The sequence below is a fragment of the Rhizobium album genome (assembly GCF_003122325.1).
Lineage (GTDB): Bacteria > Pseudomonadota > Alphaproteobacteria > Rhizobiales > Rhizobiaceae > Metarhizobium > Metarhizobium album.
Genome location: NZ_QFBC01000014.1, coordinates 1 through 14,373, shown reverse-complemented (window position 1 = coordinate 14,373; position 14,373 = coordinate 1). Strand labels below are relative to the sequence as shown.

Here is a 14,373-nt window from a genome sequence, read left to right as displayed (position 1 = left end):
TGAACTATTGGATAGAGGGATAACTCACATGAACGCGATCGACAAGTCAGTTTCGACGGACATCAGTCTCGGCCATCTCCTCGATGTGCTTTCGGTGGCGCCGGATGCCCCGCTGGTGTTCAGTTATGATGGCAGTCCCGTCCGGCCTGGCTATCACGTCACCGAGGTCAAGGCTGGGATGTTTTCGGCACTCGACTGCGGTGCGAACCCGGAAGCATGGTCGGAGATCTTCGTCCAACTGTGGGATATCGATGAAGATAGTCGGACACACATGCCGGCCGGCAAGTTCTCGGCGATCATCCGCAAGATAGCAGACCACGTGCAGCTTGAGCCAACGGCCAAGCTGACATTCGAGGTCAGCGACGGAGAACGGCCGATGGCCCTCTACTGCGCGGCCGCGCCGCGGCTCGTCGCCGGTTCCTTCGAGGTTTCCCTTTCCGCTCGGCCGGCGAGCTGCAAGCCGAGAGATCGGTGGCTGGCGGAGGAACAGGCCAAATCATCCTGCTGCGGGCCGACAGCCAATGAGTCGAAGTGTTGCGGATAGTCAAACTCGTCAGCTTTTAATCGCCGATATTATGCCGAACTTGCTGGGCGATTTTACTTGAAATCTCGAGCCTTAGGGAACGGGCTCGGCATAGTATCCGGCTCGGGATAAGTGCCTTTATGCCGAGTTCGGCATAAGGGAATGAACATGTCGCGCGGGTTGGCAACCTGCTTTGGCGTGTCACGTGGATCAGGGCCGCCGCCATGAGCGAGCTCGTCTCCCCTGCCGGCCGGCATTTTGAACTCGGCATCCCGGTCGGCCAAGCCCGATAGATCAGCGGTCAGGTCAAATAGCTGGCGCGCGATGAGATGCACGACTTCGCCTTCCCGCTGTATCTTCCCTTGGATTGCCATCATGGATGATCCCAGAACGATCCGTCGGCTTTTCTCGAACAGTTTTGGCCAGACAACGAGGTTGGCCGGACCGGTCTCGTCCTCGATGGTGATGAACATCACACCTTTCGCGGATCCCGGCTTTTGTCGAACAAGCACGAGGCCCGCGGTATAAACCCATTGACCATCGCGTGCATTCATTGCTGCGGCGCAGGTGATGATGTTGCGGGCCGCGAGATCCTTGCGGAGAAACGCGATCGGATGCTGTCGCAATGTCAGGCCTGTATGGCCATAATCCTCAATGACGTTGTGCCCCTCTGTCATTTGCCGGAGCGCAACCTCGGGCTCGTTCTGCTCGGCGATCGTTGCCATCTCGCGCTCACCCGCCGCGGCGAACAGCGGTAGCGGTTCATCCCGCAGTGCCTTGATGGCCCAGAGCACATCACGGCGCTCCAGCCTTAGGGACGGCCGGTATGCGTCCGCTTTTGCGAGTTGCACGAGCGCTTCAGTCGGCACACCGGAGCGTCGCCACATATCATCGACGGAAACAAAGTCGCTGTTCATTCGTGCTGCAACGATCCGCGCCGCGTCGGCGATCGCCAACCCCTTCACTCGGCGGAATCCGAGCCGAACTGCATGCTGATCGGTGTTGCCGATCCGCTCCAGCGTACAGTCCCAGCGAGATCGATTGATGCAGACGGGCCGGACCTCGACGCCATGGGCGCGGGCGTCACCGACGATCTGGGCGGGAGCATAAAAGCCCATAGGCTGCGAGTTGATCAGCGCCGCACAAAACGCCTCTGGATAGTGGCATTTGATAAAGTTCGAGGCGTAGGCGATCAGCGCAAAGGAAGCCGCATGGCTTTCTGGAAAGCCATAGGACCCAAAGCCTTCGAGCTGCGAAAACGTCTTCTCGGCGAATTCCGCCGTGTAGCCGTTCTTCACCATGCCGGATACCAGCTTGTCCTTGAACTTGCTGACGCCACCGGTGAACTTGAACGTCGCCATGGATTTTCGCAGCTGATCGGCCTCGCCGCCGGTAAAGCCGGCACACACCATGGCCACCCGCATCGCGCTCTCCTGAAACAGCGGCACGCCGAGGGTCTTGCCGAGCACTTCCTCCAGTTCTGGCGTCGGATAGACGACATCCTCCTTGCCTTCGCGCCGCCGCAGATAGGGATGGACCATATCGCCCTGGATCGGTCCGGGCCGAACAATCGCCACCTGGACCACGAGATCGTAAAACGTCCGGGGTTTGAGGCGCGGCAGCATCGCCATCTGGGCGCGGCTTTCGATCTGGAAGGTGCCGAGCGTATCGGCCTTGCGGATCATGGCATAGGTCGCCTGATCCTCCTGCTCGATCTTCGACAGGTCGAGATCGCGATCCTTATGCTCGCGGATCAGATCGAATGCCTTGGCCATGCAGGTCAGCATGCCCAAGGCCAAGATGTCGACCTTCATAAACTTCAGGGCTTCCACATCATCCTTGTCCCACTCGATGATTTGCCGGTCCTTCATCGCCGCCGGCTCGATCGGCACAAGGTCGTCAAGCCGGTCATGGGTCAGAACGAAGCCGCCCGGATGCTGGCCGAGATGGCGCGGGGCGCCCATCAACTGCTGGGCCAGTTTCAGGGTGAGGACCAGGCGGCGGTCATCCGGATTGAGGTTGAGCTCGCGGATATTCCTGTCCGGCACTTCCTCCGACCATGACCACATGCCCGACGACAAAGCCTTGATGACATCCTCCGGCAGGCCGAGCGCCTTGCCTACGTCGCGGATGGCGCCCTTGGCGCGGTAGCGGGTGACGGTGGCGCAAAGCGCCGCCTTCTCGCGGCCGTAGGTCTTGTAGATCCACTGGATCACCTCTTCGCGCCGCTCGTGCTCGAAGTCGACATCGATATCCGGCGGCTCATCGCGCTCCTGACTGACAAAGCGCTCGAACAGAAGGTCGTTGGTTGATGGATCGATCGAGGTGACGCCGAGAATATAGCAGACGGCGCTGTTGGCGGCCGAACCGCGGCCCTGGCACAGGATCCCTTGTGATCGGGCGTAGCGCACGATCGAAAAGACCGTCAGAAAATATGGCGCATACTTCATCGTGCGGATCAGATCGAGCTCGTGGCGCACGGTTTTCAGCACATCCGGCGGCAGGCCTTCGGGATAGCGATTGGGGATGCATTCCCAGACGTAATGCTCCAGAGACGCCTGGGCATCCTTGCCCGGCACGATCGCCTCCTCAGGGTACTGATAGGTCAGCTCCTCAAGCGAGAACTTGGCACGCGTGACGATCTCCATCGTCCGGGCGAGCGCTTCCGGATAGCGCGGGAAGAGCCGTTCCATCTCCTCCGGCGGCTTCAGGTAGCGGTCGGCATGGCGCTCGCGCTCGAAGCCGACATCGTCGATGGTCTTGCCGGTCCGGATGCAGGTAACAATGTCCTGCAGCTGCCGCCGGCCTGGCTCATGAAACAGCACGTCGTTGGTGACGACCGTCTTCACCTTGAACCGAGCCGCCAGATTGGAAATCTCATAAAGCCGCATCTGGTCGTTCGGCCGCCGGCGCAGACAGAGCGACACATAGGCCCGGTCGGCAAAGACCTCGGCTATCTTTCTCAAGCGCACGGCGCAGACTTCGTCGCCAAGATCGGGCACGAGGATACCGATCATCCCTTCCGAATAGGCGACGACGTCATCCCAATGCAGGATGCAGTTGTTCTTACCGCCCCGCGACTTGCCGAGCGTGATCAGCCGGGTCAGCCGCGAATAGGCAGCCCGGTCGGTGGGATAGACGAGGATGGACATGCCGTCGGCAAGATCGAGACGACAGCCGACGACCAGCCGCAACCCTGTGCCGCGCGACGCTTCCAGCGCCCGCACAATGCCGGCAAGACTGTTTCGATCAACGACACCGATCGCATCGATGCCAAGCGCTGCGGCGGTTTCGAACAGCTCCTGTGCCGAGGACGCCCCGCGCAGAAAGGAGAAATGCGTTGTCACCTGCAGCTCGGCATATCTCATGCAAAGATCCCGTGACAGAACCACCGGTGGCTGCCGGTCTCCGGATCGACGCCATCGCCCGATCGGAACACCCAGAGACGCTCGCCGCTCTCATCCTCGATGACGAAATAGTCGCGCACCGCTTCCATTTCGCTGTCACGCTGCCACCACTCACCAAAGATCCGCTCGGGGCCGTCGGCGCGTTTGACCTTGCGGCGCTTGCCGCGCCAGGTGATCGAGGCGGGTGGATAGTCGGGCATCAGCGCAATGGCGGTGATCAGTTCCGGCCGCGGCAACAACCGCACAGGCCGGCGCCAGTGACCGACCCATGCGATCTCGACCGGATCGGCGGCAGCGCTGATGCGTTGGACGGAACGCTCGGGGACGTCAGAGGCCAGAGGTGCAAGGCGGTAAACCTTGTGACCACGGTTTCCATAGATGTCGATCAGCGGCGAAACGTCGGTGACCTCTTCTTCCACCAGCGAGGACGAGCGTTGCACCTCTTCCAGCGGCTCGGCGATGACGGCGACCAGGGTCAGCTTTTCGATCCCAAAACCCGGCTCGATCTTCTCCGTGCGATCGCGAAACAGTTTTGTCAGCCAGGCGATATCGCGAGCAGGCTTGACCGTGCCCGCGCGGATCGCCTGCCTCGTGCCATCGACCTTTTCGACAATCAGATCGGCACGGCGTACGCCGAGCCCGCGCTTCTGGAGTTCGTCGATCAGTTGGACGATCAGCCGGCCGACATATTTGTTGATGGTCTCGGCCGCCCCGATCGGCTCGACAAAGGATCGAGCGACCTCGATCAACTCGGCTGTGCGGATCGGCTCGATCGGCTCAGCCACCCGTCCGAACATCTGATCGAGGCGGCGGCCGATTTCCGGACCGAAGCGAAGATTCAGGGGCGCGCGTGCCGTGTTGGCCAGCTCGCCAATGGTTTGGAAGCCGAGGCTCCGTAGATCGCCCACGATCTTGGGTGGGAGACGTAATAGCGAGATCGGCAGTTTTTCGACCGCCTTCACGGTCTGGCCGGATGGCACGATGACGGCCTCGCGGCTGATGGCGCGGGCGCAGGCATGGGCCGCACCCCAGGTATCGGCAATCGCGACCCGTGCCGTCAGCTTCCTGGACAGGAAGCGATTGGCGATCATCGTCACCATCGGCAGCTCGCCGCCCTGCAGATGGTCGGCGCCTTCCGTGTCCATGACGATGCCATCGATCCCATCCACCGCAACGATCGGGGAATAGATGGTCAGAGCCCAGAGCGTGATCCGCTCCAGCGCTGCGGCATCCGCGACCGGGTCGGCATCGACCAGCATCAAGCCACGAAACAGCGCCTGCGCCTTGGCCGCCGGCATGCCGACATGCACGCCGGCCTTCTTTGCAGCTGCATCGGCCGCGGACACCCAGCGCTTCGAGCCGCTTTTGGCAATCACGGCGATCGCCTGTTCAGGCGGAATGGACGGATCGTCCCGGCGAATGCGATCGGTCGGCAGATCCGGTAGATAAATCGAGACGACCCTTGTCATCGCATGCCCTCACGAGAAACTCAGCACACTCACCCGCTTTGACGCGCATCAACTCCACAAACCACCTTGGCCGCCCCACCCCTGGAACCGGAAGATCCTCCGAAGGCATGACGCTGACCCGCCACCGGGTGGTCGAGGCCGTCGGCTGCCCGAAATCATTCGCTTCCGTCTGCCGCCTCCAGCGACGCACGGCCAGCGCCATCGTCCCGGTGCGTTCGGCCGCCAGCTGCAGCCGGCGCGAGCCGACCATCGGCAAGCGGACGACCTCGCCGACGACCGCACCAAGACCACCAAAGGACAGTCCTTCCTCCATATTCGCCAACACATCCTCGTCCTTGTCGGACTCGACGAAGATGACCCGATCGGAATGCAGACCAACCTGCGCCAGTGCCGGGAAAAACAGATCCGGTCGCGTCAGACACCAGACGATCGGTCCCTTGGTTCGAGCGGCGATGCCCGCGGCGAACAGGGCCGCGGCTGCACCATCGACCGTGCCTGATCCGCCACCGGCAAACTCGTGCAGGGCGCCATGAGCAAGCCCACCGCACGGCAAAGCCGCATCCATTTCAGGCACTCCGAATGCCAGACAGCCGGCTTTCTTCATCATGCTGGTTTCGAGCGCGGCGATCCGCTCACGCAGATCCAAAATCACACTCTCGCGGGCAGCAGTCATCGTTCACGGCTCCCTTCAGAAACGTGTTTTCAGGCCGACATCATGTCGTGCAAAATGCGGATGTTCTGTTTCTGTTCCGATGACTGCGAAGAGTCAAGCGGGCCGCAGGCTGGGAATATTATCCTGCACATTAGAAACCCCGTGGATTCAGGGAGATAACGATCGAAAATTTATTTTTCAGTGCCGTCCGCTGGAGCAGCGGCGTGAATAGCGGGGACAAGTCCCGGATCGTCACAATCTTCTTAACATTTTTTTGTTGAACTGTCGGAATGACGAAGCCCCCACGATCGACGAGCACAAGATCCAGACCGCTCCTTCGTGATACCGAGGCCCCGATCCGCTCGCGGCCGCGCAAGAAGCGTAATCCGTCAGAGCCGCAGTTTTCCTTCGACCCGATGCCCGACCGTGTCGAGCCGGCATTGGCGCAGCTGAAGGCAAAGCCGCCGCAAGGATCTGAATGGTCCTGGGAGGTGAAATGGGACGGGTACCGCCTGGCCTTGCATATCGAACCGAACGGTGTTCGTATCCTCACCCGCGGCGGCCATGACTGGACCCATCGCTTTCCGGCGATCGAGCAGGCGGCCCGGGCGCTTGGGCCGGCGACCATGATCATCGACGGCGAGGCCGTGGTCCTGGATGATGAAGGGCGATCGGATTTCGGGCTGCTGCAGCAATCACTCGGCGCGTCCGGCAAAAAGGCAGGTAATCGGGCTTCCGACGCCATCCTTTACGCTTTCGACCTGCTTTATCTCGATGGCCATGATCTGCGTGGCGTCGAATATCGCTCACGCCGGCACCTGCTTGAAGACACCGTGAAGGACCAGGAGGGCGCAATCCGGCTGTCGGAAACGCTCGATGCCGATCCTGCCGTCCTGCTGGAACATGCCTGCCGCCTCGGATTGGAAGGGATCGTCGGCAAGCACCGCGGCCAGCCTTATCGGTCAGGTCGGACTGGCGATTGGGTGAAGGTCAAGTGCGTCGAGAGCGAAGCGTTCTTCATTGTCGGCTATGAGCCGTCAGCAGCATCGCCGGCTGGCTTCGGCTCGCTGGTTCTGGCTGCCTACCGCGATGGTGAGATCATCGATGTCGGCAACGTCGGGACGGGGTTTAGCCAGGCCGAGGCCACAAAGCTTCGCAAGATGCTGGACAAGCTGCGATGGAAGCAAAAGCGGCCGCCGGTGTCTTATACCGGAGAAGCCGATATCGTCTGGGTGCATCCGACGCTGATTGCCCAGATCGAGTTTCGCGCCTGGACGGCCGACGGCAAGCTCCGCCATGCGGTCTACAAGGGTTTGCGGGAGCGGCAGGACAACGCCGATGTTTTCAAGCTCGACTAGCGCATCGCCGGCGATGCGCTAGATTTCCTTCATCGGTGTGAGCGGAGGGATAGCCTGCTATGTGCAATCTTTATCGGATGGAAGACAAGGACTGGGTCTCAAAATGGGCCCAGGACGCCGAAAGCCTGATCAACCTGATGCCGGCCTATCAGATGAACCCCGACCAGATGGGGCCGATCGTTCGCAATACGGCCAACGGCAAACCGCAGCTGGTCCATGCGCGCTGGGGCCTTCCTTCCCCGATCTTCGTGCAGAAAAAGGCAGCCGAAGCACGCGCTGACAAGATGAGGGCCAAGGGGCAGGCCGTCGATATGGACGCGCTCATTCGCATGGAGCCGGATCGCGGCGTCACCAATGTCCGCAAGCTCACCCTGCCGCATTGGAAGCGCTGGTTCGGTGTAGACCATCGCTGCATCGTTCCCGTTACGACATTTGCCGAACCGGATCCGCAAGCCCAAGAACCCGGCGGTAAGGTTCCGAACGCCTGGTTCGCGCGCGACGAGCAAAAGTCTCTGATGTTCTTTGCCGGCATCCATGTGCCGGGCTGGCAGAGCGTCCGTAAGGTCAAAGATGGGCTGACGACGGATGATCTCTACGGTTTTCTGACCACCGATCCAAACGGGCTGGTGAAGCCGATCCATGAGAAGGCCATGCCGGTCCTGCTGCTGACAAAGGAAGAAACGGAGGTCTGGATGCGGGCGCCGTGGGATGAAGCAAAAGATCTGGCTCGGCCCCTGCCAGACGATGCGCTGATCATCGCCTCGCATGAGCCCTACGGATCGTCGATCGTTTCGAAATCCGGCGAGGTCGTCCAGCAGGGCAGCCTGATCTAGGCAGGGCGACTCGGCTACGTGTAAGTGCGATCTTCACATCCTGCTTCCGCCTCATCTCCAAGATGATGCTCTATTGCCTTTCCGGTTACCTGCACCCATTGGTGCTGCCGCCGCTCGAAGATCGATCGTTGCGGTACCGGGAAATCCGGATCGGCAAACGCGCCGACCGGTATCGCCACAACGTCTGGAAGAACTTCGTTTTCATAGAAGACGGTCGAGCCACAGGTGGGGCAGAAGAAATAGGTCGCCTTCTCTCCACTCTCGCCAATTCGCTCCCAACGCATGTGGGAACCCTCGAGGGTGACGAGGTCCTTGCGAAACCGTGCCTGGACAGCAAATGCGCTGCCGGTGCGCCGCTGACATTCCAGGCAATGGCAAACAGAGACGCGGAGGGGGTCGCCCTCGCACCTGGCTACCAGGCCACCGCATCTACATGACGCAATCCGCATATCGCTTGCCTCCAATGCGTTCGCAGCTGGTCAACTTCTCTGTGCCGATCAGGCCGAGGTCCGCCGGTGAAATATCGTCGCCTCCAAACAAGGGAACCGGCGAGCAGGGACCGCCAATGCGAGCGGTCGCCGTACATCCGCCTAGCTACCATTCGGTCGAATAACGACCTTGACGCATCCATCTTCCTTATCCCGAAAGGTCTTGTAGGCTTCCGGACCTTCCTCCAGCCCGATCCTGTGTGTGATCAGGAAGGATGGATCTATCTTGCCTTCGACGATCAGATTGAGAAGTGGCTCCAGATAGCGCTGGACATGGGTCTGTCCGGTTTTCAGGGTTAGTCCCTTGCCGACAAGGGCCCCGAGTGGTGCGGGAACAGCCGGCCCGACGAACACGCCCGGAAGCGATACGGTCCCACCCGGTCGGCAGGCAAGGATCGCTTGGGCGAGAGCGTACGGCCGCTCCGTCGACGTCAGTTTTGTTTGAAGCGTTTCCATCACGCCGCCTGCCCCATGACTTTCCATTCCGACCGCCTCGATGACGGCGTCCGGACCAAGCCCGTTGGTGATGGCGAGAATACGCTCCTGCAGGTCCTCATCCGCATAATCGAGCGTTTCCGCACCGGAGGCTCTGGCGAGGGCCAATCGCTCAGGCACGGTATCGATGGCAATGACCCGCTCCGCGCCCAGCAAGAAGGCCGACTTGATCGCAAACAGGCCGACCGGACCGCAGCCGAACACAGCCACTGTCTGGCCCTGTTTGATGTCGCAGTTTTCGGCGGCCATGTAGCCGGTTGGAAATATGTCGGAGAGGAACAGGACCTGTTCGTCGCTCAGGCCGTCAGGCACAACGATCGGGCCAACATCGGCATAAGGAACGCGCAAATATTGCGCCTGGCCGCCCGGAAAACGGCCGTACATTTCGGAATAACCGAACAGGCCAGCGGTCGGATAGCCGATCTGCTTTGCCTGCTCCGCGCCCGCAGGGTTCGAGCGCTCGCAAAGAGAGAACTGCCCCCATTTGCACTGCCGGCACTCACCACAGGAGATTGTGAAGGGCACGACGACGCGGTCGCCGATCTTGAGTTTGGAATTGCCGCGACCGACTTCAACGACCTCCCCCATCGTCTCATGGCCCATCACATCACCCGCATGCATGCCGGGAACGAAGCCGCCGTAGAGATGCAGGTCGGAGCCGCAGATGGCGCAGCTTGTTACCTTGATGATGGCGTCGCGATCATCTTGAATGATCGGATCGTCGACCTGTTCGCAGCGAATGTCTCCGCTTCCGTGCCATGTCAGAGCTTTCATGTCGTGTTCCTCCGATTGTCTTTGCGTTACAGACAAAATGCCGAAGCGGTGGTCGCAGCCGGCTAGAGCTGCGCGTCAATTGAAACTGCGGGCGACGGGGCATCCCAGGACCACAGATTACGGCTCATGTTACGGGCGGCTGTATCGCGAGCCCGTTCCACGTTTCGAATTCGCGCCAGACAAATGCGAGGGAAACCGGCTCAGCGATGAGCCGGTTTCCAGACATCACTTCTTATCGAATGCCTTTGTCAGGTCATTGACGGCAAAGTCCTGGGCACGCCGCGCATCGTCGAGGACGGCATCCATGCCGAAGAACTCGTGCGTCACGCCTTCGTTGTTCATGTAGGTGGTCGTGACACCCGCTGCCTTCAGCTTTTCCGCCAGCATCACACCGTCAGACATCAGCGGATCGATCTCTGCGGTGATGATCGTTGCCGGCGGAAGGCCCTTGAGATCGGCCTTGGTCGTTAGATTGAGCATCGGGTTCATGGCATCTTCTGGCTTGGCGAGCACCTTGCCGACGAACCAGCCCATGCCGCCCTTGGACAAGGGCATGGCATTCTGATTGGCGATGTAGGAGGGCGTGTTCATGTCAGTACCAGTGACGGGATAGACGAGCAGCATGTGCACCGGCATCTGAACTTTCTGATCACGCGCCATGATCGCGACATTGGCGGCCAGATTGCCCCCCGCGCTTTCGCCGGCCACGGCGACACGGGCCGGATCGCCGCCAAAACTTGCTGTCTTTTCCAGGGCCCACTTGTAGGCTGCAAAGGAATCAGCATGGGCTGCCGGGAACTTGGCTTCCGGCGCATGACGATATTCGACGCTGACGACGATCGCCTTGGCCTTCGACGCCAGCGCAAGTGCCGAGGATTCGTAGGTGTCGATATTGGCGATCACCCATCCGCCGCCGTGGTAGTAGACGATGACCGGTAGCGGGCCGGGACCGGCATTCTCGGGCGTATAGATCCGGACCGGCTGAGTGCCGCCCTCGATCGGATAGGTCATGTCCTGCTTCTTGACCGCTGGCATGGGGACCATCTTGCCCTCGTCCTTAAGGACAGCCTTGACCGCATCCGCCGGCGATGGCTGGGTGCGGGCTTCCTCGACGCTGCGCGACTCGATTGGCTTTGCACCGAGCTCCTGCATCTTCTTGAGGACGAGAACCATGTCCTCCTTGTCGGCGCGCTTCATCGTGCCGCTGTCCGGCGTTTCCGCCAGAGGATTGGGTTTTGGCTGTTCCTGTGCAAACGCAGATGGCGCTGCGAAAAGCGCGGTGCTGGCGATCAGGTGCGCGGAAAGGATGGATATACGAACTGAGTTCTTCATGTGAAAATCTTTCAAAGCTGTTGGGTGCGGGCGCGTTACGCGTCGAGTTCTTTGGTGATGCGCTTGCAGATCGCGACGTGTTCCTTGAACACCGCCAGCATCAGCATGCTCAGATGGCGCCCTTGGACCTCGGCATGGTCTGTCACGCCGGTCGAATTGTGAACAAAGGCGTCGGCGAGATCGCGCAGGTACTCGTGATTTTCGAGCTGGAGGCCGATATAGGCTTTGTCGAACGCCTTGCCTTTTCCGGCAGACACAACCTTTTCGACCATGCCATGCGCGTCCGCATCCATGCCCGGGCCCATCGCGCCGGTGTCCTTGAGAACCATGTTGACAGTGATGGCTTCACCCAGCTCGAAACCGGCAAACTCAAGCGAGTTCTTCTGGGTGGCTTTTTCCGAAGCGACCTGCGAGGTGGCGAGCGAGATTTCGGCGCGACCGATCACGGTCGAATAGAACTGCGCAGCGGTTTTGACATCTGCAAACGACGTGACCGGCATCGCCGCCATCGGGGTTGCAGCCAAAACAGGGCGCGTCTGCGCCAGAATGATGGGGGCTGCGCCAACGGCCACGAAGCCAGTCAGAATTGTACGGCGGTCCATATTAATGCTCCGGATAGATTCAACGTCTGGACGCGGCTACCCAGCAGCGAAACAGCTGTTTTATAATAAGGATGAGTTTTGACAGGAATTGTCAGAGTGCTCGTGACTTAAACCTCAAGCTGCTGTTTAAGTTCCAGCTGATGATTGGCACCTGACATAAGATTGTCGGCTCCGGGCCCATCGGTCCGAGACCGTCAGGCCCAGAGAAGTTGTTGAGCCAATGATAGTGACCGAACCGGCGTGTGAGGAATTAGTGCCATCACCTGCCGGAACGGGCGCATTCTTACGGTTAAATGCCAAACGACACCAGCTTACAGGCGGATCTGGTGACGAGGATCGCGCGGCACAATTTGGCTAAACATAGATCTCCTATTCTGCAGAATCTTGTATTCCTCGCCTCCTCTCTTTCGACTTCGCCGATGATCTCGCCGCACGCAGCTCCTCGATCTCCGGCTGCCACCATCCGCGGAGCCGCTCGTACTCCCCCGGCCCGGCTTTCGCAGGCCATGTGTGGACGAGTTCCTCCAGCGTCGCCGACCGCCAGCCCGCCCAGACGTGCTCCTCGTCGGCGTCCGGATGATGCTCGGCCACCTCCACAGGATCGACGAGCTCGCCCGTGACCTCCGTGATGACGACGATCCCAAAGGCGGGTGTGGCCACAGGCCTGCCCAAAGGCGGAAGGTCGTCGCTCGGAAATGGCAGCCGCTTCTTCTTCCGCTCCGCTGTCCGACGCTTCGCTTTCGCCTCTTCCTCGGTGCCCTTCCGTGCCTCGGCTCGCTTCCGCCGCTCCTCGGGTTCGGCTCTTTTCGCGGCCTCTTCGATTGCCTCCCACCTGTGCTGAAGATCGTCGTATGACGCGTATGGCACCTCCCAGACCTTCTCGTCGCCGTTCCACCTTGCGAACGGAATCTGTCGCAGCTCATCGACGACGGTCCGGGAATACGGGGTGCGTATCCAGAAGCCGGTCGAAATAACTGCGAGGTACGGCGAGAGGATGGGTTCGAACTCGTAGGCGTCGCGGCCACGTTGCTGCCCGTAGGGATCGTGCCGGTCCATCTCGGAGGCCAGCCATCTGTCGATGCGACGCCGGGCGGTGCTGCCGGGGACCGTCCACGCCTGGAGGGTGTCCGACCAGCGGGCATTCGGGAAGGTCTCCCGGAACCGCGCGACGGTCATCCGGTCGAAGGGAAAGGAAATCGTCTCCTGCTTCGGCTCGTCGTCGCTCTTTGGTTTCGGAGTGCTCATATCTGCCTTATAGAGCGGCACCCGTCACCGGGTTGACGATTGGCGGCTCGCTCTCGTCCTTCTTGCCTGCGGGTTGCACCGAGGTCGGTGCCATGGATTCTTCGTCGGCCGGCTCTGGATTGGAAGGGGTCGGATGGACGTCGGCGGGGCGGCGCTGTTCCGGGGTGGCGTTGGTGTCATTCGTGCTCATCGGGGGTCTCCTGTTGCTGGTCTTACAACGCGCCGAACGAAGGTTCGTTCTGGTGTGCCGCTGACGGCCGGCAACTTTCTTAGGCGCCGGGCGTTATCCGCCGGAGGAGGAGCCGCCATGCAAACATCGCAGACGCGTCCGAATGCCGGAACCGACTTCATGTCAGATGCCGACGTCCTCGAGGCAGCCGGCGATCTTGTGGATGCCTTCCTTGCGACGGTCCGGGATCAGGCTCCAGGAAGCGACATCCTCGACACGGATCTTCTACCGAATACCAAGGCCCGTATTGAGAATGGGATACGCCTGGCAATTGTCACTGAACCTCGAGAACAGGTCCGTCGCCGACTTGTCGCGGCCGGACAGGTGCTTGCTCAGTTTCAGGACGACGTCGGCTCGAGGATCTCATTGCGGCCGGCCGTAGGCGACAGTGGAAACGGCCTGTTCGCTGCGATCACTTCGAGCCATCTGGAGCGACTTCTCGCAGCGATGGAGGCGGACCATTTGCGTCTGAGCGCGATGCTGCACGATGCCGATGTTGCGGCAGCGAAGCGTTTCGGGGCATGGGTGCCACCCGGGTTTCATGATGACGGCACCTACAATTGGCATGGACATGGTCGCGGACATTAATCTGGAGGAGCAGACGCAGGTATGCCAAGAATCTAAGAAGGGCACTCGATCCGTCATGGGGAGCGCCCTTCGCACCACGGACGGCAGCATGCCCCACGACGGTTAGGTCGGGCGCGCATTCGTCGATACAGGTGGTGAGCCTTTAGATGATGACTTGAACTGCGGATTTCAAGCGGGGGTCTTCGAAACCTCGCTGGCGTCGACGTGATCCTGCAGCATCTCACGGTCGAGGAGCACGTCGGTATTGCCCGCCTCGTGGTCAGGGTGAGATGCTTCGAACTCGACGTGATCCGGCAGTTGAAGTGCTTGGCGCGGGGTCATCAACCCGATTGGGGTCCGAACACCCTCGTCGCTCGTCACGGATATCTCTACGGTCGT

At 60.7% G+C, this 14,373-nt stretch carries 14 protein-coding genes; 4 read left to right on the top strand and 10 right to left on the bottom strand.

The window, feature by feature from the left end; all coding sequences use genetic code 11:
- Positions 1 to 28: 28 nt before the first annotated feature.
- Positions 29 to 544: a DUF6428 family protein gene (locus DEM27_RS24045; RefSeq protein ID WP_109460794.1), complete on the top strand. Its 516-nt coding sequence runs from the start codon at positions 29 to 31 to the stop codon at positions 542 to 544.
- A gap of 53 nt (positions 545 to 597) precedes the next feature.
- Here the strand turns inward: DEM27_RS24045 and DEM27_RS24040 are convergent, their stop codons facing one another.
- From DEM27_RS24040 to DEM27_RS24030, 3 genes are read right to left on the bottom strand one after another with little or no spacing between them, the layout of a single operon-like run.
- Positions 598 to 3,891 carry an error-prone DNA polymerase gene (locus tag DEM27_RS24040; RefSeq protein ID WP_109460793.1) on the bottom strand — a complete coding sequence of 1,098 codons (3,294 nt, stop codon included), beginning with the start codon at positions 3,889 to 3,891 and terminating at the stop codon, positions 598 to 600.
- On the bottom strand, positions 3,888 to 5,399 hold the full coding sequence (locus DEM27_RS24035; RefSeq protein ID WP_109460792.1) for a Y-family DNA polymerase: 1,512 nt from the start codon (positions 5,397 to 5,399) through the stop codon (positions 3,888 to 3,890). The genes DEM27_RS24040 and DEM27_RS24035 overlap by 4 nt, the downstream gene beginning before the upstream one ends.
- Positions 5,320 to 6,072: an ImuA family protein gene (locus DEM27_RS24030; RefSeq protein ID WP_109460791.1), complete on the bottom strand. Its 753-nt coding sequence runs from the start codon at positions 6,070 to 6,072 to the stop codon at positions 5,320 to 5,322. Before DEM27_RS24030 ends, DEM27_RS24035 begins: the two co-directional genes overlap by 80 nt.
- 269 nt (positions 6,073 to 6,341) lie before the next feature.
- Here DEM27_RS24030 and ligD point away from each other — a divergent pair, with 269 nt between their 5' ends.
- Positions 6,342 to 7,409, top strand: coding sequence for a non-homologous end-joining DNA ligase (gene ligD, locus DEM27_RS24025; RefSeq protein ID WP_109460790.1), 1,068 nt, complete (start codon positions 6,342 to 6,344; stop codon positions 7,407 to 7,409).
- A gap of 59 nt (positions 7,410 to 7,468) precedes the next feature.
- Positions 7,469 to 8,242, top strand: coding sequence for an SOS response-associated peptidase family protein (locus DEM27_RS24020; protein WP_109460789.1), 774 nt, complete (start codon positions 7,469 to 7,471; stop codon positions 8,240 to 8,242).
- Between the two features lie 14 nt (positions 8,243 to 8,256).
- Here the strand turns inward: DEM27_RS24020 and DEM27_RS24015 are convergent, their stop codons facing one another.
- The 6 genes from DEM27_RS24015 to DEM27_RS23990 form a co-directional block, all read right to left on the bottom strand.
- On the bottom strand, positions 8,257 to 8,691 hold the full coding sequence (locus tag DEM27_RS24015) for a GFA family protein (RefSeq protein ID WP_109460788.1): 435 nt from the start codon (positions 8,689 to 8,691) through the stop codon (positions 8,257 to 8,259).
- Between the two features lie 141 nt (positions 8,692 to 8,832).
- A complete protein-coding gene (locus tag DEM27_RS24010) occupies positions 8,833 to 9,999 on the bottom strand; it encodes a zinc-dependent alcohol dehydrogenase (protein WP_109460787.1) in 1,167 nt (388 codons plus the stop codon).
- A gap of 225 nt (positions 10,000 to 10,224) precedes the next feature.
- A complete protein-coding gene (locus DEM27_RS24005; RefSeq protein ID WP_109460786.1) occupies positions 10,225 to 11,331 on the bottom strand; it encodes an alpha/beta hydrolase in 1,107 nt (368 codons plus the stop codon).
- 35 nt (positions 11,332 to 11,366) lie between these two features.
- On the bottom strand, positions 11,367 to 11,933 hold the full coding sequence (locus DEM27_RS24000; protein ID WP_109460785.1) for a DUF4142 domain-containing protein: 567 nt from the start codon (positions 11,931 to 11,933) through the stop codon (positions 11,367 to 11,369).
- Positions 11,934 to 12,302: 369 nt separating this feature from the next.
- Positions 12,303 to 13,178 carry a hypothetical protein gene (locus DEM27_RS23995; protein ID WP_109460784.1) on the bottom strand — a complete coding sequence of 292 codons (876 nt, stop codon included), beginning with the start codon at positions 13,176 to 13,178 and terminating at the stop codon, positions 12,303 to 12,305.
- A 7-nt stretch (positions 13,179 to 13,185) separates the two neighbouring features.
- Complete coding sequence (locus DEM27_RS23990; RefSeq protein ID WP_109460783.1) at positions 13,186 to 13,368, bottom strand: hypothetical protein; 183 nt, start codon at positions 13,366 to 13,368, stop codon at positions 13,186 to 13,188.
- A 117-nt stretch (positions 13,369 to 13,485) separates the two neighbouring features.
- Here DEM27_RS23990 and DEM27_RS23985 point away from each other — a divergent pair, with 117 nt between their 5' ends.
- Positions 13,486 to 13,995: a hypothetical protein gene (locus DEM27_RS23985; RefSeq protein WP_109460782.1), complete on the top strand. Its 510-nt coding sequence runs from the start codon at positions 13,486 to 13,488 to the stop codon at positions 13,993 to 13,995.
- Between the two features lie 168 nt (positions 13,996 to 14,163).
- Here DEM27_RS23985 and DEM27_RS34160 read toward each other — a convergent pair.
- Positions 14,164 to 14,373: hypothetical protein (locus DEM27_RS34160; RefSeq protein ID WP_109460781.1), on the bottom strand; the 210-nt coding region annotated here is incomplete at its 5' end.

Coding starts and splice junctions, on each gene's coding strand:
- DEM27_RS24040 (WP_109460793.1), bottom strand. CDS start 3,891: ATGAGATATGCCGAGCTGCAGGTGACAACGCATTTCTCCTTTCTGCGC.
- DEM27_RS24010 (WP_109460787.1), bottom strand. CDS start 9,999: ATGAAAGCTCTGACATGGCACGGAAGCGGAGACATTCGCTGCGAACAG.
- DEM27_RS23995 (WP_109460784.1), bottom strand. CDS start 13,178: ATGAGCACTCCGAAACCAAAGAGCGACGACGAGCCGAAGCAGGAGACG.
- DEM27_RS24020 (WP_109460789.1), top strand. CDS start 7,469: ATGTGCAATCTTTATCGGATGGAAGACAAGGACTGGGTCTCAAAATGG.
- DEM27_RS24035 (WP_109460792.1), bottom strand. CDS start 5,399: ATGACAAGGGTCGTCTCGATTTATCTACCGGATCTGCCGACCGATCGC.
- DEM27_RS23990 (WP_109460783.1), bottom strand. CDS start 13,368: ATGAGCACGAATGACACCAACGCCACCCCGGAACAGCGCCGCCCCGCC.
- DEM27_RS24005 (WP_109460786.1), bottom strand. CDS start 11,331: ATGAAGAACTCAGTTCGTATATCCATCCTTTCCGCGCACCTGATCGCC.
- DEM27_RS24045 (WP_109460794.1), top strand. CDS start 29: ATGAACGCGATCGACAAGTCAGTTTCGACGGACATCAGTCTCGGCCAT.
- DEM27_RS24015 (WP_109460788.1), bottom strand. CDS start 8,691: ATGCGGATTGCGTCATGTAGATGCGGTGGCCTGGTAGCCAGGTGCGAG.
- ligD (WP_109460790.1), top strand. CDS start 6,342: ATGACGAAGCCCCCACGATCGACGAGCACAAGATCCAGACCGCTCCTT.
- DEM27_RS24000 (WP_109460785.1), bottom strand. CDS start 11,933: ATGGACCGCCGTACAATTCTGACTGGCTTCGTGGCCGTTGGCGCAGCC.
- DEM27_RS23985 (WP_109460782.1), top strand. CDS start 13,486: ATGCAAACATCGCAGACGCGTCCGAATGCCGGAACCGACTTCATGTCA.
- DEM27_RS24030 (WP_109460791.1), bottom strand. CDS start 6,072: ATGACTGCTGCCCGCGAGAGTGTGATTTTGGATCTGCGTGAGCGGATC.